Genomic DNA, 16842 nt, shown 5'->3' with positions numbered 1-16842 from the left:
ATCATGGATGAATGAACAGTATTCTGCCTGTCGCGCCGGTCACGGCCTCTCTCGATGATCCGTTCTACTACTTAGCGAACTTTCATTTCGTTCTCGGCTGGGTGCGCGAGCGCCACGACGATCTCCTGGATGATGACGAGCGGCGCTTCATCGCCGACTTCGATGTGTTGTCTCGGTCTTCGCAGGCGCTGCTGGTTCGCATGGTCATGCGCAAGGGCGAACACTTCCGTTCCACGAAGCTCGTCTATGTCGAGATCGGCGCCCCCGCGGTGGCGCTCGATTCGCTGGTTGATGCCGGCTTGGTCGAGGCTGCTTTATCGGCTGGGGCTGGCCGGCGATCTTCGCTCCGCTGCCTGGTGCTTTCTTTCACCCCTTTCACAATGGCCCGGCGGACCTCAATCGAGCCGACTTCGTGGCGCGCCGTGGCGAGTGGTTCGAGGCCTGCCTGGCCCAACTGGATGACGGACGCTACCGCAAGACCATTCTCGAGACCTGGCAGTGCAAGCGGGGTCTGGCATCGCCGTTCGTGCACTGGGAGGCGCTCAATGAGCCGCTGCTCCTGCAGGCCTTGGCGTGTATTCCCGCCGCTCACCTGCGCGCCTGCTTCGAGCGACTGCTGCTCGACCCCCGAGCCAACCGGGCGGGCCTCCCCGACCTGATCCAGTTCCTGCCCGAAACCGATGTTGGCTCACCCACCTATCGGTTGATCGAGGTGAAGGGCCCCGGCGCCCGGCTGCAGGACAACCAGCGACGCTGGCTGACCTGCAGCCGGGCGCACGGCATCCCCGCCGTGGTGTGCCACGTGACCTGGCAGGACGAGGCGTTCGGCCCATGACCGCGGAGAACGAACAGTATCCCGTGGCGGTACGCGCGCTGTGCGACTTCACCGCCCGTGAAGGCGATCTCGACCATCGCTTTACCCCGTCACCCATCGCCAAGGAGGGCATCGCCGGCCATGTCATGGCGGCGCCTCAGGCCCTGGCTAGACCCCTGGGTCGAGTGGTGCGTCAGTGGCAGTCGCTGGTTCGCGATGCGGGGCCGGCATCGCAAGGGGAGCCGGGGCGGCCGGCCTACCGCATCCTCGATGGACTTCCCGACAAGCTGGTGGGAGCCCTGCAGTTACTGGCCGCCGCCATCACCGATTACCTGGGCGAGCATCCGGTCGGCAGCGACCCCGAACTGCAGGAGCGCCTGGCAGTCGGTATCCTCGCCCTTCACCAGCGACCAGTTGGAGGTGCGCATCCAGGGTGGCATCTCGACGCGGCTGCGAGACCGGGCGGCCTCCGTAGAGCCGATCGTCGCCGAACTGGCAGGGCAGTACCAGAGACGGCCCGGCCACTACCTAGCCTTCTTCAGCAGCTTCGCTTATCTCGAGATGGCGCTCGCGCGTTTATGCGAAACCCATGTCGAGATACTTGTCTGGGCCCAGACCCGGAGGATGCAGGAAGCCGACCGCGACGCCTTCCTGGCGCGCTTCCAGCCGGGTGGGCTGGGCATCGGCTTTGCAGTGTTGGGCGGCGCCTTCGCCGAAGGCATCGACCTTCCTGGCGATCGTCTGATCGGTGCCTTGATCGCTACCCTGGGGCTGCCTCCGTTCGACCCCTTCAACGAGGCCCTCAAGGCTAGGCTGGAACGCCGCTTCGGCTGCGGCGACGATTATGCCTACCGTATCCCCGGCCTGATCAAGGTGGTACAGGCGGCCGGGCGTGTCATCCGGGGGCCCGAGGACCGTGGTACGCTGGTATTGACCGACGACCGCTTTGATCATCGCCGTGTACGTAGCTTGCTGCCGCCCTGGTGGCGGTTGCTGGAGCGCTAGAGTTACACAGGCTGACATTTTGCTACGGCTTTGGTTTGTGACGGTTACTGGGGCGTGCTACTCCTACTAGAGGATGCGTTGCTACTCAATCGACAAGGAGATGTCCGATGGGAATCGAAGTAGGCGGTTTACTTGGCCTTATCTGGCTGATCATCTTGGTCTGGGCCATCGTCAAGGTGGCGAAGAGTCCGGCCGGCCCGCTGGCCAAGGTGCTATGGATTCTTGCCCTGTTGCTGTTCCCGCTGGTGGGGTTGATCGTGTGGCTGTTAATGGGGCCCAAGGGCTAGTCTATCTGGCGGCCTCAACACGTCGGTGTGTCGTCCACTCGCACGCGCCCGAAGTTGCTGACGATGACCCTGGCACCGGCGTCGTGTCGGCCGCATATATGGAAGGTGCCGTTGTGCCCGGCCGGTCGCCCCAGGGCGCCGTAGCGCACCGGTCGATTGTCCTGACGGTAGCTGACCGACGCGACACGGCTGTCATCGAGAATACGAAGCACCTCGTCGCTGCCGATATTGCCCCCCTCGGCACGGCCCTGTATCACCATCAGCGGCGCTGTCCAGTCGTCGTTGTTGCAGCCTATGCCGTCGTGGCTGGGGCAGACGGTCACGGTGGTGCGGCGGGCGATGGCCGTATTACGGGCCAGAGCCAGTGCGGTCTTGAGTCGCAGTATCTCGGCCGACACCTCATGACGAGCGCTGAGTGCCTGGAAGGAGGGAATAGCCCAGCCGAACAGCAGGGCCATCACGGCAATGGCGACCAGCAGTTCGGCCAGGGTGAGGCCGCGCTGTCTGGCCAGAGAAGGGGGGCCGCCGTGTGATGCGGCGCTGATTGACGAGTCCGTTCGCATGGTGCTCTCCCGGTGAAAGTCGTTGTTACATGGGTCTTTTCACTCTAGCCGGGACTGGCGAACGTTCCGTAAGCGTTTTCCGACAGCCAATGTAGGCATTCTGCCGCACTGGTTGTATGCGAAGGGCGGCGGTTACTCCTCGGGCTTCTGCTCCTGCAGATAGCGGTCGCGATGGGCACTCGAACAGAACCATTCGCCCTGGTCACGCAGGGCCTCTGTTTCAGGCACGTGGACCTGACACCAGCGGCAGCGAACCATCTGGCCACCGTCCTGGCGTGTGTCATCTTCCAGCAGTTCCTCCTGGTTGAGCTTCCACTCGCGGTACATTCGGTAAAGCTTGAGGCCGGCGAAGAACAGCACGGCGAAGATGATCAGGCGTATGAGCAAAAGGTTCATCCTTATCTGGCTCCCTGGTGAGGGGGGGGCTAGCGGCTTTGCCAGCCGGCCGTCCTTGCGGGACAATGTGAGCACACTGGATTCTCAAGAGATTTCTACGCCCATGCAAGACTTGACGTTGGTAATGGCTCAGCTGGATCCGTTGGTGGGGGATATTCCCGGCAACGCTGATCGTGCCATCGAGGCCGTCCGCGAGGCACGTATCGAGCATGGTGCCGATATCGTGGTGTTCCCCGAGCTCTTCCTCAGCGGCTATCCGCCGGAGGATCTGCTGCTGCGGCCTTCCATGGAGACTCGTTTGCGCGAAGCGCGTTCCCGTATGGCTGCCAAGGTGGCCCGTGACGTGATGGTAATCATCGGTTACCCAGGTCGTCGGGAGGGAAGTGCTTACAACATGGCTGGGCTGCTCTATAACGGTGAATGGCTAGGCGAATATGCCAAGCAGGTACTGCCCAGCTATCAGGTGTTCGACGAGCATCGCTATTTCGCCACCGGCGAGCATAGCCTGGTGATCGAGCACAAGGGGGCGAAGCTTGGCCTGCTGATCTGCGAGGACCTGTGGGATGGCGCCCCGGTGCGAGCGGCCCGCGATGATGGTGCCGAGATCTTGATTGCCCTCAATGCATCGCCCTACCACCAGGACAAGCCGGCCGAGCGCCTGCGCCTGCTCGAGCAGCGTGCCGCCGAGGTAGCCTTGCCGGTAGTCTACGTCAACACCATCGGCGGACAGGACGAGCTGGTGTTCGACGGCGGCTCGGCCTGCGTGGACGGCAGCGGCACCTTGCGCGTGCAGGCTCCCTATTGGCAGGCGGGCCTGATGCCGATCCAGTTCGTGCAGGAGGGTGGTGGCTGGGTGCCGCAGGAGGGGGAGATCGAGCCTCCGGAGGAGCCGGAGGAGAGCCTCTACTGTGCCCTGGTCAGCGGCCTGCGCGACTACGTCAACAAGAGCGGCTTCGATGGTGTGGTGATGGGGCTCTCCGGTGGCATCGATTCCGGTCTGTCGTTGGCCATTGCTGTCGATGCGCTGGGCCCGCAGCGGGTGCATGCGGTGATGATGCCCTACCGCTATACCGCCGACATCTCACGCGAGGACGCCGCCGCGCAGGCCCGGTTGCTGGGCGTCGATTATCAGCTCCTTCCAATCGAGCCCATGGTCGACGCTTTCACCGAAACCCTGGCTGATACATTTGCCGGTACCCAACGGGATACTACCGAGGAGAACCTGCAGTCGCGCTGTCGCGGCGTGCTTTTGATGGCGATCTCCAACAAGAAGGGCTTGATGGTACTGACCACCGGCAACAAGAGTGAGATGGCAGTGGGCTATGCCACGCTCTACGGCGATATGGTGGGTGGCTTCAATGCCATCAAGGATGTTTACAAGACTTGGGTCTATCGTCTGGCCCGCTGGCGCAACACCCAATCGCCGGCGATACCCGAGCGGGTCATCGAGCGTGCCCCTTCCGCTGAACTGGCGCCGGACCAGAAGGATAGCGACTCGCTGCCCGAATATGACGTGCTCGATGCCATCCTGATGCGCTACATCGAGGGTGACATGAGCGCGGAAGCGATCATCGAGGTCGGTTACGATCATGACGACGTCTACCGAGTGGTAAAGCTGGTCGATCGCTGCGAGTACAAGCGGCGCCAGGCGCCGATAGGGGTTCGGGTGACGCCGCGGGGGTTCGGACGCGACCGCCGCTACCCCATCGTCAACGGCTGGCAGCCGGGGGAATAGGCCAAAAAACCGCGATAAGACCATCGCGGTTTTTTTATGCAGACTCCTAGACCGAAAGCGAATCGGCGCTGACGTGCTGCGGTCGGAAGGTGCGGCCGTGCAGGCGTTCATTGTCGGGATCGTTCTCGATCAGCACCTGCAGCACCTCGCGGGCGCGATCGCGCATGTCGAGGCCAAGGTAGCCTTCCACCATCACCGCTAGTGCATCACGGGTAGCTTCGGCCTCGGGGTAGTTCTCTACCACCCAGCGGCCGCGCTCGACGGCTGCCAGATAGGCACCCTTGCGTAGGTAGAAGTCAGCGACATGAAGTTCGTGCCGTGCCAGCAGGTTACGCAGATAGACGATGCGTTGCTCGGCATCCGGCGCGTACGCGCTGTCAGGATAGCGGCTGACCAGTTCGCGGAAGTCGGTGTAGGCATCTCGCGAGGCACCGAGATCGCGCTTGGAAATGTCGATCAAGCGTAGACGCTCAAGGCTGAAGCGGCCGGCCTGCCAGGAGGAGAGCCCGCGCATGTAGAGCGCGTAGTCCGCCTGGGGGTGGGTGGGATGCAGCCGAATGAAGCGGCTGGCTGCGGCGCGGGTGGCCTCCCAGTCGTTCGTCTCGTAGTAGGCGTAGATCAGCTCAAGCTGCGCCTGTTCGGCATGGCGGCCGAAGGGGTAGCGGGTATCGAGGGCCTCGAGACGAGAGATTGCCGTGGTGTGGCGCCCCCGATCCAGGGCTTCCCGGGCCTCTTCGTAGAGCTCTTGTTCGGCGACCCCGGCGAACTCGTCCTGATCGTTCGTGCCTGACCTGCCGGCGCAACCGGTGGCCAGGGCGGTGGCCAGCAGCAGGGCGACAAGGCGTGTAGCGATGGTGGAAACGCGCATCCTGATCCTCGTGTCTAACATCCCGTGTCGGCCATGGTAGGATTGGCCGTAACACGTCCACTATAAAGCACCTTGCGTGAAAACGCAGTCCTCCGGTGCCTGCTCAGCGATAGCCCCTATATGCCCCAGATTCTGGAAGCCCAGCAACGAGTGCCCGTTTCCCTTGCCGGAGTCCGCCTGGACCAGGCTGCCGCCGAGCTCTTTGCCGACCATTCCCGTGAACGGCTCAAGGGCTGGATCAAGAAAGGTGCCCTGACGGTCGATGGTCTGGCCGGCAAACCCAAGGACAGGGTTGCCGGCGGCGAGTGGCTGCGACTCGTCGCCGAACTCGAGGACGACACGCGCTTCGAGGCCGAAGAGATTCCTCTCGACGTGGTCCATGAGGACGATGAGGTGCTTGTCATCGATAAGCCGGCAGGGCTGGTAGTTCACCCGGCGGTGGGCAATCCCGACGGTACGCTACTCAATGCTCTGCTCTATCACTGCCCGGCGCTCGCCATGGTCCCCCGGGCGGGCATCGTGCATCGCCTGGACAAGGACACCACCGGACTGATGGTGGTCGCCAAGACATTGACCGCCCAGACTGCACTGGTCGACCAGTTGCAGACGCGAACGGTCTCGCGTGAGTACGATGCTGTGTCGGTGGGGGTGATGACGGCCGGGGGCACCGTGGATGCGCCGATTGGTCGCCACCCCAAGGATCGCAAGCGCCAGGCGGTTAATGTCAATGGCAAGCCCGCAGTGACGCACTACCGGGTAGTGGAACGGTTTCGAGGCCATACGCATGTGCGCTGCCGGCTTGAAACCGGGCGCACCCATCAAATTCGCGTCCACTTGGCCCATCAGCGTTTCCCTTTGATCGGTGATCCGGTCTATGGCGGCCGCCTCAAGCTGCCGCCGGGAGCCAGTGACGGGCTCAAGGAGCTGCTACGAGGGTTTCCCCGACAGGCGCTGCATGCCCGCAAGCTGGCTTTCGACCATCCCGGTAGCGGTGAGCGGGTCGAGTTTCGCGCCGCCTTGCCCAATGATCTGCTGATGCTGATCGACTATCTCCGCGACGACCGTGAGGCGATGCTATGAGCGATGCTCCCCATCTCCACCCGACCCTCATCGAGCCGGATTGGCCGGCCCCCGCGAGTGTCGGTGCCTTCGTTACCACCCGGGAGTCTGGCCCCAGCCAGGGAGACTTCGCCTGCTTCAACCCGGGCCACAAGGTGGGCGACAACCCCAATCATGTGGCGCTCTGCCGACGCCTGCTGGCGGATGAGCTCGACAGTGACAGGCCGCTGCTGTGGCTGAACCAGGTCCACGGTGCCCGAGTCCAGTCTAGCTACTCCGAGGCGCTGCCCGACGCCGACGCCGCGGTAGCCTTCGATCAAAGCTACGCCTGTGCGGTGCTTACCGCCGACTGCCTGCCGGTGCTCTTCTGCGACCGCCATGGCTCGCGGGTGGGCGTAGCCCACGCTGGCTGGCGCGGGCTGGCTGGCGGCGTGCTGGAAGCATCGGTGGCGGCGCTGGGTGTGCCGCCGGAAGAGGTCATGGCCTGGCTGGGTCCGGCGATCTCCAATGCCCAGTTCGAGGTCGGCCCCGAGGTGCGACAGGCCTTCGCCGGGGTCCACCCCGAGGCTGAGGCTGCCTTCGATCCGAGCCCATACCGCCTGGGACATTTCATGGGTGATCTCTACAAGCTGGCCCGGCTGCGCCTGGAGCGGCTCGGCGTGTTCCATGTCAGCGGCGGCCACTTCTGTACCGCCTGTGAATCGCGCTTCTACTCCCATCGGCGTGATGATGGCAGGACGGGACGGATGGCCAGCGTGATTTGGCTAAGATGAGCTTATCCCGTCACTAACGATCGTCTTTCAGGCGCCAGGCCTTTGCGGAGGCGCTGTAAACCCTTCCATGGGCGCTACATTTGCCATCCATGGCAAATGACCTCCGCTACAACCTGTCCCCTGCGCCGCTCTTCCGGGCATGGCCTGACCTGTGTCAACCTGAACATCCTTTCCCTGGCGGGCGACTTGAAAGCCGGCCACGCTGACTCCATTGATACTGTCAAACGCGATATGACAGGGCCAAGCGGCGCGTCCAAGCAGCGCCGCCACCCCGATGGAGGAGTGATCGAATGCGATTCGACAAGTTCACCGGCAAACTTCAGAACGCCGTGGCCGATGCACAATCATTGGCCGTGGGACGTGGACACAACCAGCTCGATCCCGGCCACCTGCTGCTGGCGCTGCTCGATGCCAGCGACACCGGTGTCAAGGCGCTGATACAGCGAGCCGATGGCGACCCCGCCCGGCTACGCGACGGCCTTGTGGGCTATCTCGACGACCTGCCCCAGGTCGGCCAGTTCGAGGGGGAGGTTCAGCCTTCCCGAGACCTGATCAAGCTGTTCAACCTCACCGACCGCGAGGCGCAGAAGCGGGGCGATCAATACATCGCCAGCGAACTGGTGCTGTTGGCGGCGCTGGAAATGCGCCATGGCGTGAGCAAGCTTTTGGCTCAGGCCGGCGTGACGCGCAAGTCGCTGGAGACAGCCATCGACAGCCTCAGGGGTGGCGAACGTGTCGACGACCCCAATGCCGAGGAGCAGCGTGAGGCGCTGGAAAAGTACACTCTGGACCTCACCGAGCGGGCTGCCAATGGCAAGCTCGACCCGGTGATCGGCCGCGATGATGAGATTCGTCGCACCATTCAGGTATTGCAGCGTCGCACCAAGAACAACCCGGTGCTGATCGGCGAGCCCGGCGTGGGCAAGACCGCCATCGTCGAGGGCCTGGCCCAGCGCATCGTCGACGGCGAGGTACCGGAAGGACTCAAGAACAAGCGCGTGCTGTCACTGGACATGGGTTCGTTGCTGGCGGGCGCCAAGTTTCGCGGTGAGTTCGAGGAGCGACTCAAGTCAGTGCTCAAGGAGCTGTCCCAGGAAGAGGGCCGGGTCATCCTCTTCATCGACGAGCTGCACACCATGGTCGGCGCCGGCAAGGCCGAGGGTGCCATGGATGCCGGCAACATGCTCAAGCCGGCTCTCGCCCGGGGCGAGCTGCACTGCGTCGGTGCTACCACTCTGAACGAGTACCGCCAGTATATCGAAAAGGACGCTGCGCTCGAGCGCCGCTTCCAGAAGGTACTGGTGGAAGAGCCATCCGAGGAGGATACCGTGGCGATCTTGCGCGGCCTCAAGGAGCGCTACGAGGTGCACCATGGTGTCGATATCACTGATGGTGCGATCATCGCTGCGGCCAAGCTCTCGAATCGCTATATCACCGACCGTCAGCTGCCTGACAAGGCCATCGACCTGATCGACGAGGCGTCGTCGCGCATTCGTATGGAGTTGGACTCCAAGCCCGAGCAGATGGATCGCCTAGACCGCCGGCTGATCCAGCTCAAGATGGAGCGTGAGCACCTCAAGAAGGAGACTGACGAGGCCTCACGCAAGCGCCTGGAGACCCTGCAGGCTCAGATCGACGAGCTCGAGCGCGAGTACGCCGACCTCGACGAGATATGGAAGGCCGAGAAGGCCAGCATCCAGGGCGCGGCCCAGTTCAAGGATGAGCTGGACAAGGTGCGTATCGACCTGGAGCAGGCGCGCCGGCAGGGAGACTTGGCGCGGATGTCAGAGATCCAGTACGGGGTGATTCCGGCGCTGGAGAAGAAAATCGCCGAGAGTGGCGAGGGCGAGGCCGATACTTCGAAACATCAGCTGTTGCGCTCCAACGTCACCGAAGAGGAGATCGCCGAGGTGGTATCGCGCTGGACCGGGATACCGGTCGCCAAGATGCTCGAGGGCGAGCGCGACAAGCTGCTGCGCATGGAGGAATCACTCCATGAGCGGGTGATCGGCCAGCACGAGGCGGTCACAGCCGTGGCCAACGCCGTGCGCCGTTCTCGTGCGGGGCTAGCCGATCCCAATCGGCCCAACGGCTCGTTTCTGTTTCTTGGCCCAACCGGGGTGGGCAAGACCGAGCTGTGCAAGGCGCTGGCCAACTTCCTCTTCGATACCGAGGAGTCCATGGTGCGCATCGACATGTCGGAGTTCATGGAGAAGCACTCCGTTGCTCGGCTGATTGGTGCGCCTCCCGGTTACGTCGGTTACGAGGAAGGGGGCTACCTCACTGAGGCGGTTCGCCGTCGACCCTACTCGGTGCTGTTGCTCGACGAGGTGGAGAAGGCCCATGCGGATGTCTTCAACATTTTGCTGCAGGTGTTGGAGGACGGCCGCCTAACCGATGGCCAGGGTCGCACTGTGGACTTCCGAAATACTGTGATTGTGATGACCTCCAATATGGGGTCGGACATCATCCAGCGGATGGGCGGCGACGACACGGACTACGAGCAGATGAAGGAGATGGTGATGGCAGTGGTGGGCGACCACTTCCGGCCGGAGCTGATCAATCGCATCGACGAGGTGGTAGTCTTCCACGCCCTTGGCCAGGAGCAGATTCAAGCCATTGCCGGGATCCAGCTCGATCGTCTGCGTGTGCGACTCGCCGAGCACCAACTCGGGCTTGAGGTTAGTGACGAGGCCTTGGCTCAACTGGCCGTGGTGGGCTTCGATCCGGTGTTTGGCGCTCGTCCGCTCAAGCGAGCGATCCAGAGTCGCATCGAGAACCCGCTGGCCCAGGACCTGCTGGCGGGGCGGTTCCGGCCCGGCGACATAATCCGAGTTGCCGTCGACAACGGCAAGTTGGCGTTCAGCACTTGATTGGAACAAGGTGTTACGCACTTGGCCAGCCATGCGGTTGGCAACTGTCTACACTAAATGGAGGTTGCGTCCTGTAACCCCCTTGCCCGCCCTTCGCTGGCGGGTTTTTTTATTCGAAATCTTGCAAAAATTCCTGATCTTGGCTAGCAAAAGCCGCTTGGCGGTTGACACCGCTGCGGTGCTATTGGAATCTTGACGGTTCCTGATTTGCGGGCGCGGAGCTTGCGGGCAATCCCCCATTACCGCGTGACGGGTAGGCCATGTTGCCTCTACTCGCCGAAGGACTACCGGGACCGGGCCAACCGCCCGTCCTGGCCAACGCCCCGACGCGGCGATCAGTCGTGATGAGAGTGCAGGCCCCAACAGGGCCACTTGCCAGGGTTTGGCATCAGGTGCCGGCATATCCGGCAGCGACATACCGTCGCACTCGAACCCGTGCCCGAGAAGGGTGCGGATCGCACTCGAGACCTCCAGGGGAGATACATCAGTGGAACTGCTTTCCGGCGCAGACATGATCGCCCGATTCCTGCAGGATGAGGGCGTCGAATACATTTACGGCTATCCCGGTGGCGCGGCGCTGCACATCTACGATGCGCTGTTCCGCCAGGACAAGGTCAAGCACATTCTGGTGCGCCACGAACAGGCGGCGACCCACGCCGCTGACGGCTATGCCCGGGCGTCGGGCAAGCCGGGCACGGTGCTGGTGACCTCCGGCCCCGGCGCCACCAATGCCGTGACCGGTATCGCCACCGCCTACATGGACTCGATACCCATGGTGGTGCTGTGTGGACAGGTGGCGAGCCACCTGATTGGTGAAGACGCCTTCCAGGAGACCGATATCATCGGCGTGACGCGGCCCATCGTGAAGCACAGCTTTACGATCAAGCACCCGTCCGAGATACCGGAAGTGCTCAAAAAGGCCTATTACCTCGCTTCTACCGGCCGGCCTGGCCCGGTGGTGGTGGACATACCCAAGGACATGACCGCGCCTACCGAACGCTACGAGTACGTTTATCCCAAAAAGATCAAGATGCGCTCGTACAATCCGGTAGCGCGCGGCCACACCGGCCAGATCAAGAAGGCCGTCGAGCTGATGCTCAAGGCTAAGCGGCCGATGTTCTACACCGGCGGCGGTGTGGTCACCGGCCGGGCCAGCGAGGGGCTCACCGACCTGGTCAAGCGGCTGGGCTACCCCATCACCACCACGCTGATGGGCATCGGCTCCTACCCGCAGAGCGATCGTCAGTGCCTGGGCTGGCTGGGCATGCACGGCTCCTATGAGTCGAACATGGCCATGCACCATGCCGACCTGATCATCGCCATCGGGGCGCGCTTCGACGACCGGGTCACCAACAACACCTCCAAGTTCTGTCCCACGGCCAAGATCGTGCACGTGGACATCGACCCCAGCTCGGTCTCCAAGACCGTGCGAGCGGACGTGCCCATCGTCGGGCCGGCGGGTAGCGTGATCAACGAGATGATCAGCCTGCTGCAGGGCAAGGAGATCGAGCATCCCGAAGCACTGGGCGAGTGGTGGCAGAAGATCGAGGGCTGGCGCGAGGAGCGGGCGGGCAAGCTCTACGAACCCTCTCAGTCGGGTGAGGCGCTCAAGCCGCAGGAGGTGATCGAGGCGCTCTGCGAGGTCACGCGTGGCGAGGCGTACGTGACCACCGACGTGGGGCAGCATCAGATGTTTGCGGCCCAGTACTACAAGTTCGACAAGCCCAATCGTTTCATTACCTCCGGTGGGCTCGGCACCATGGGCTTCGGCTTCCCGGCGGCCATGGGTATCAAGCAGAACTTCCCGGACGAACAGGTGATCTGCGTCACCGGCGAAGGCAGCTTCCAGATGATGATGCAGGAGCTGTCGACCTGTAAGCAGTTCGGCGGTGGCGTAAAGATCGTCAACCTGAACAACGCCTCGCTGGGCATGGTGCGCCAGTGGCAGGACCTCAACTACAAGTCGCGTCATGCGCACTCCTACATGGAGTCGCTGCCCGACTTCAGCAAATTGATCGAGGCATATGGCTTCACCGCGCTACGGGTGGAAACGAAGGAGGAGCTCGGCCCGGCGCTCGAGCGCACCTTCGCCGACAACCATGAGCTGGTGTTCCTCGACGTCATCGTCGACCCGCGCGAGCACGTTTATCCGATGCAGGTGCCCCTGGGCTCCATGCGTGACATGCTGCTTTCCAAGACGGAGCGGACCTGATGCGTCATATCATCTCGATTCTGATGGAAAACGAACCGGGCGCTCTGTCTCGTGTGGTGGGGCTGTTCTCGCAGCGCAACTTCAACATCGAGACGCTGAACGTGGCGCCTACCGAGGACCCGTCGCTCTCACGGCTGACCGTGACCACCGTGGGCGACGACCGGGTCATCGAGCAGATCACCAAGCATCTCAACAAGCTGATTGACGTGATCAAACTGGTCGACCTCACCGAGGGCAACCACATTGAGCGCGAGTTGATGCTGGTGAAGGTCAAGGCCTTGGGAGCGGCCCGCGACGAGGTCAAGCGCACAGTGGATATCTTCCGCGCGCAAATTGTCGACGTGACGCCGAGCCTCTACACCGTGCAGATCACCGGCGACGCCGGCAAGCTGGATGCCTTCCTCCAGGCCATGGCGCCGGTGGGCATTCTCGAAGTGGCGCGGACGGGGGTATCCGGTATTGCCCGCGGGGATAAAGTCCTCAGCCTCTGATTCGTGCCGCTTGATGCCTTCCAAGCCGCCCTTCGGGGCGGCTTTTTCGTCTCAGCGCTCCACTACCTCGTCCCACAGTGCCTGGATCAGCGGGCTCTTCAGGCGGCGATTGAGCACGCATAGCCCGACGTCGTAGTGGGGCAACTCCGGCTTGACCGGCAGCACCCTGACCCGCTCGACGAGTGGGCTGTTGTCGAGCACGATCTTGGGTACAACGCCGACCCCGAAGCCCAGACCGACCATGCTGACGATGGCTTCGTGGCCGGCGACCTGGGCATATATCCGCGGAGTGATGCCCAAGGCCTTGAACCAGGTATCGCTGTACTCCCGTGACAGCCCCGCTTCGGAGAGGATCATCGGCACGTTCTGCCACTGCGTGTCGGAGGGGGATTCGGGTGTGCCCGGTATCCAGCCGGCCTGCACAGCGGGGGCGATGAAGACCAGCGGTGAGCGAGTCAGGGACTTGAAGGCAAGTGGGCCGGGCACGCTCCGGGGGCGCGGTGTAATCGCCATGTCCTCTTCGCCGTCTAGCACCCGCGCCATGGATTCGGCGGGATCGCCGGTATGCAGCTTGAGCTCGATTCGCGGATGGCGCAGACGAAAATCACTGAGCAGGTCGTAGAGGAAGCTGTAGCTGGCAGTTACCGAGCAGTAGATGCTGATCTCGCCGGCGAGTTCGTCGGCGTCCCTGCTCAGCGTGTGACGCAGCAATTCCCACTGCGCCAGGGCATCCTTGGCATAGTCCTGGAAGATCAGGCCTTGGGGGGTCAGGGCCACGTGACGGTTGTCGCGCTCGAATAGCGGTACTTCCAGGTTCTGCTCCAGTTGGCGAATGGTGCGAGAGAGCGTGGAAGGGCTGACGTGGCAAAGCTCGCTGGCACGACCGAAGTGCAACGTATCGGCCAGGGCGAGAAAGTGCTTGAGGGGTCGCATGTCCATGACATGATTATTTCATATTCCGGCATGACGTATTGCAAATATAGCGTTTTACGCAATGTCGGCACTGACGTAATGTGGCGACATCGGATGGTTAGAGCCCCGGTGCCGCGACAGACGGCGCGGGCGGCCATCAACGCTGACACCCTCAAACCCTCGGTATACCAATTCAGGAGCACACCATGCGCGTTTATTATGACAAGGACTGCGATCTCTCCCTCATTCAAGGCAAGAAGGTGACCATCGTCGGCTATGGTTCTCAGGGCCACGCTCACGCCAACAACTTGAAGGAATCGGGTGTCGACGTCACCGTGGCCCTGCGCCCGGGTTCCTCTTCTGCCGCCAAGGCCGAGGCTGCCGGCCTCAAGGTTTCTGGCGTGCCGGAAGCGTGCAAGAGTGCTGACGTGGTGATGCTCCTGGCGCCGGACGAGAATCAGAAGGCTATCTACGAGAACGAGGTGGAGCCGAACCTGAAGCAGGGTGCCACCCTGGCCTTCGCCCATGGCTTCAATATCCACTACAATCAGATCGAGCCGCGCAAGGATCTGGACGTGATCATGATCGCGCCCAAGGCGCCGGGCCATACGGTGCGTTCCGAGTTCGTCAAGGGTGGCGGCATTCCCGACCTGATCGCTATCCACCAGGATGCCTCCGGTACCGCCAAGGAGCTTGCGCTCTCCTATGCTGCTGGCGTCGGCGGTGGTCGCAGCGGCATCATCGAGACCACCTTCAAGGACGAGACCGAAACCGATCTGTTTGGTGAGCAGGCGGTGCTCTGTGGTGGTGCGGTCGAGCTGGTCAAGGCCGGTTTCGAGACCCTCACCGAGGCTGGCTACGCTCCGGAAATGGCCTACTTCGAGTGTCTGCACGAGCTCAAGCTGATCGTCGACCTGATGTACGAGGGCGGCATCGCCAACATGAACTACTCCATCTCCAACAACGCGGAATATGGCGAGTACGTGACCGGCCCCGAAATCATCAACGAGCAGTCACGTGCGGCGATGCGTAACGCGCTCAAGCGTATCCAGACCGGTGAGTACGCCAAGATGTTCATCAACGAGGGCAATAGCAACTACCCTTCGATGACTGCTCGTCGTCGCCTGAATGCGGAGCACGACATTGAGCAGGTCGGCGCCAAGCTGCGCGGCATGATGCCGTGGATTGCCGCCAACCAGCTGGTCGACAAGTCCAGGAACTGAGCCTCGGCTCGTCGGTATGACGCCAAGGGCGCGGACTTCCGCGCCCTTGGCGTATCCGAAGGTAGCCGCCGAGCTTTGCGCTTCGGTGACAGCGTGTAGAATGAAGGTATTGCCTTCGGGCGACCCCATTCTGGCAATGGATGAGACGAATGAGTCAGGATCCCCGCAATACCGAGCAAGGCCCTCGTAATGAGTGTCCCGAATCCGGCCCGACCGAGCACGAACGACTCCCGCCCGCCGAGGAAGATCTGGCCGCCGCTTTCGTTCGCGAAACGGAGGTTATCGAGGAGTCCATCGAGGATGGCAAGAAGGTCAGGCGCAGAGGCATCTACCTGTTGCCCAACCTGTTCACCACATCGGCGCTGTTTGCCGGTTTCTTCTCCGTGGTGGCTGGCATCAATGGAGACTTCACCGCCGCGGCGGTGGCCATCTTCATCGCCATGGTGCTCGACGGTCTGGACGGGCGTGTCGCTCGCATGACCAACACTCAGAGTGCTTTTGGTGCCGAATACGACAGCCTTTCCGACATGGTCTCCTTCGGCGTGGCGCCGGCACTGGTGGCCTTTACCTGGATTCTGCAGGACATCGGCAAGACCGGTTGGGTGGTGGCCTTCCTCTACGTAGCCTGTGCTGCCTTGCGTCTGGCGCGCTTCAACGTGCAGGTGGGTAGTGTCGACAAGAAGTGGTTCATCGGTCTACCGAGCCCATCGGCTGCCGCCTTCGTGGCGGCAAGCGTCTGGACCTTTCACAGCTTCGATGCCGATGCCCTCGGGTTCAAGCTTCTGATGCTGTTGGTGGTGGCTGCCGCCGGCGTGCTGATGGTCAGTAATATCCGCTACTACAGCTTCAAAGAGGTTGACCTCAAGGGTCCGGTTCCCTTCGTGGTGCTGCTGGCCATCGTGCTGGGTTTCGTGGTGATCTCAGTGGAGCCCTCAGTGATGCTGCTTCTACTGTTTGGTGCCTATGTGGCGTCCGGACCGACTCAGGCGATCATGCGCAAGATGAAGCCGCCGCCCACCTCTGGCTGAACTGCGGTTTCAGCCTGGTGCCGCAACGCCCGCCATGTGCGGGTGTTGTTGTCTCTGGCCTGAGTAATCCATCCACAGCCACTTGTCCCAGGCCGCCTGTGGATAGCCTGGCTGCCCATCATTCCGTCATGGCCCCGTCATCGTCCTGAAACTTTTTTACAAGGGCTCTTGCAGGGGGCAAAGGAAAAACGTAAAGTACGCATCCGCTGCCGGCAACGGGCAAACGTTACCGGCGGTGGAAGTGAAGAAGGTGCTTGTTTCTGTTTGGTTTTTTTCGAATCGGCTAGAGCGATTCGCGATTGACAGAAGCGCCGGAGACGGTAGAATGCACGTCACACTGAAGGCAGCCGGCAAGCGCGGCGCTTCGACACCAGAACGGCTTCGGCAGGGTGCGAAGGGAGTTGACAAACTCAGCCACTTCAGTAGAATGCGCCTTCCTCGCAGGGCGCTGGCGAGGCCGCTAACAGCGTTAGCCGCCACGACAGCAAGCGAGACGCTCCGCTCTTCACGATGTGGTTTGAAGAGAACGGGAGCCGCTCTTTAACAATCGATCAGGTAATTCATGTGGGCGCTTGTCGATGAGGTGGTGAGAAGTCACACCAT

13 protein-coding genes and 3 pseudogenes are annotated in these 16842 nt (G+C 62.4%); 12 read left to right on the top strand and 4 right to left on the bottom strand.

Translation table 11 applies throughout. The features are described from left to right. Nucleotides 1–11: 11 nt before the first annotated feature. From DU490_RS17655 to DU490_RS12640, 4 genes and pseudogenes are all read left to right on the top strand, one after another. A pseudogene (locus DU490_RS17655) lies at nucleotides 12–248 on the top strand (VRR-NUC domain-containing protein); the annotation flags it as partial. Nucleotides 249–328: 80 nt separating this feature from the next. Further along, nucleotides 329–835, top strand: a pseudogene (locus DU490_RS12650) (VRR-NUC domain-containing protein); the annotation flags it as partial. A gap of 131 nt (nucleotides 836–966) precedes the next feature. Further along, nucleotides 967–1819 (top strand): annotated as a pseudogene (locus DU490_RS12645) (helicase C-terminal domain-containing protein); the annotation flags it as partial. Between the two features lie 107 nt (nucleotides 1820–1926). Beyond that, nucleotides 1927–2106, top strand: coding sequence for a PLD nuclease N-terminal domain-containing protein (locus DU490_RS12640; RefSeq protein ID WP_114574651.1), 180 nt, complete (start codon nucleotides 1927–1929; stop codon nucleotides 2104–2106). 14 nt (nucleotides 2107–2120) lie between these two features. Here DU490_RS12640 and DU490_RS12635 read toward each other — a convergent pair whose 3' ends face one another. Then, nucleotides 2121–2669: a GspH/FimT family pseudopilin gene (locus DU490_RS12635; RefSeq protein ID WP_114574650.1), complete on the bottom strand. Its 549-nt coding sequence runs from the start codon at nucleotides 2667–2669 to the stop codon at nucleotides 2121–2123. 132 nt (nucleotides 2670–2801) lie between these two features. Then, nucleotides 2802–3065, bottom strand: a complete 264-nt coding sequence (locus DU490_RS12630; protein ID WP_114574649.1) for a PP0621 family protein — start codon at nucleotides 3063–3065, stop codon at nucleotides 2802–2804. A 103-nt stretch (nucleotides 3066–3168) separates the two neighbouring features. Between DU490_RS12630 and DU490_RS12625 the strand changes: the two genes are divergently transcribed. Continuing rightward, the gene (locus DU490_RS12625) at nucleotides 3169–4800 is read left to right on the top strand and encodes an NAD+ synthase (protein ID WP_114574648.1); all 1632 of its coding nucleotides are present in this window, start codon (nucleotides 3169–3171) and stop codon (nucleotides 4798–4800) included. 46 nt (nucleotides 4801–4846) lie between these two features. Here the strand turns inward: DU490_RS12625 and DU490_RS12620 are convergent, their stop codons facing one another. Further along, a complete protein-coding gene (locus DU490_RS12620; RefSeq protein ID WP_114574647.1) occupies nucleotides 4847–5668 on the bottom strand; it encodes an outer membrane protein assembly factor BamD in 822 nt (273 codons plus the stop codon). A 120-nt stretch (nucleotides 5669–5788) separates the two neighbouring features. Here DU490_RS12620 and rluD point away from each other — a divergent pair, with 120 nt between their 5' ends. The 5 genes from rluD (at nucleotide 5789) to ilvN (ending at nucleotide 13076) form a co-directional block, all read left to right on the top strand. After that, complete coding sequence (rluD, locus tag DU490_RS12615) at nucleotides 5789–6748, top strand: 23S rRNA pseudouridine(1911/1915/1917) synthase RluD (RefSeq protein ID WP_114574646.1); 960 nt, start codon at nucleotides 5789–5791, stop codon at nucleotides 6746–6748. Further along, nucleotides 6745–7500, top strand: a complete 756-nt coding sequence (gene pgeF / locus DU490_RS12610) for a peptidoglycan editing factor PgeF (RefSeq protein ID WP_114574645.1) — start codon at nucleotides 6745–6747, stop codon at nucleotides 7498–7500. The genes rluD and pgeF overlap by 4 nt, the downstream gene beginning before the upstream one ends. A 290-nt stretch (nucleotides 7501–7790) precedes the next feature. Continuing rightward, the gene (clpB, locus tag DU490_RS12605; RefSeq protein WP_114574644.1) at nucleotides 7791–10373 is read left to right on the top strand and encodes an ATP-dependent chaperone ClpB; all 2583 of its coding nucleotides are present in this window, start codon (nucleotides 7791–7793) and stop codon (nucleotides 10371–10373) included. 487 nt (nucleotides 10374–10860) lie between these two features. Further along, nucleotides 10861–12585: an acetolactate synthase 3 large subunit gene (locus DU490_RS12600; RefSeq protein ID WP_114574643.1), complete on the top strand. Its 1725-nt coding sequence runs from the start codon at nucleotides 10861–10863 to the stop codon at nucleotides 12583–12585. Continuing rightward, entirely contained in the window at nucleotides 12585–13076 is a 492-nt protein-coding gene (gene ilvN, locus DU490_RS12595) for an acetolactate synthase small subunit (RefSeq protein ID WP_114574642.1), read from the top strand. Before DU490_RS12600 ends, ilvN begins: the two co-directional genes overlap by 1 nt. Nucleotides 13077–13127: 51 nt before the next feature. Here ilvN and ilvY read toward each other — a convergent pair whose 3' ends face one another. Then, a complete protein-coding gene (ilvY, locus tag DU490_RS12590; protein ID WP_114574641.1) occupies nucleotides 13128–14015 on the bottom strand; it encodes an HTH-type transcriptional activator IlvY in 888 nt (295 codons plus the stop codon). 179 nt (nucleotides 14016–14194) lie between these two features. Between ilvY and ilvC the strand changes: the two genes are divergently transcribed. Beyond that, the gene (gene ilvC, locus DU490_RS12585; protein ID WP_114574640.1) at nucleotides 14195–15211 is read left to right on the top strand and encodes a ketol-acid reductoisomerase; all 1017 of its coding nucleotides are present in this window, start codon (nucleotides 14195–14197) and stop codon (nucleotides 15209–15211) included. A 149-nt stretch (nucleotides 15212–15360) separates the two neighbouring features. Beyond that, nucleotides 15361–16239 (top strand): CDP-diacylglycerol--serine O-phosphatidyltransferase, encoded by an 879-nt coding sequence (gene pssA / locus DU490_RS12580; protein WP_114574639.1) that lies wholly within the window; start codon nucleotides 15361–15363, stop codon nucleotides 16237–16239. Nucleotides 16240–16842: the final 603 nt, after the last annotated feature.

The sequence above is a fragment of the Halomonas sp. DQ26W genome (genome assembly GCF_003339685.1).
Taxonomy (GTDB): domain Bacteria; phylum Pseudomonadota; class Gammaproteobacteria; order Pseudomonadales; family Halomonadaceae; genus Halomonas.
The sequence above is the reverse complement of the archived record's forward strand: the minus strand, read 5'-3'. Positions and strand labels throughout refer to the sequence as shown.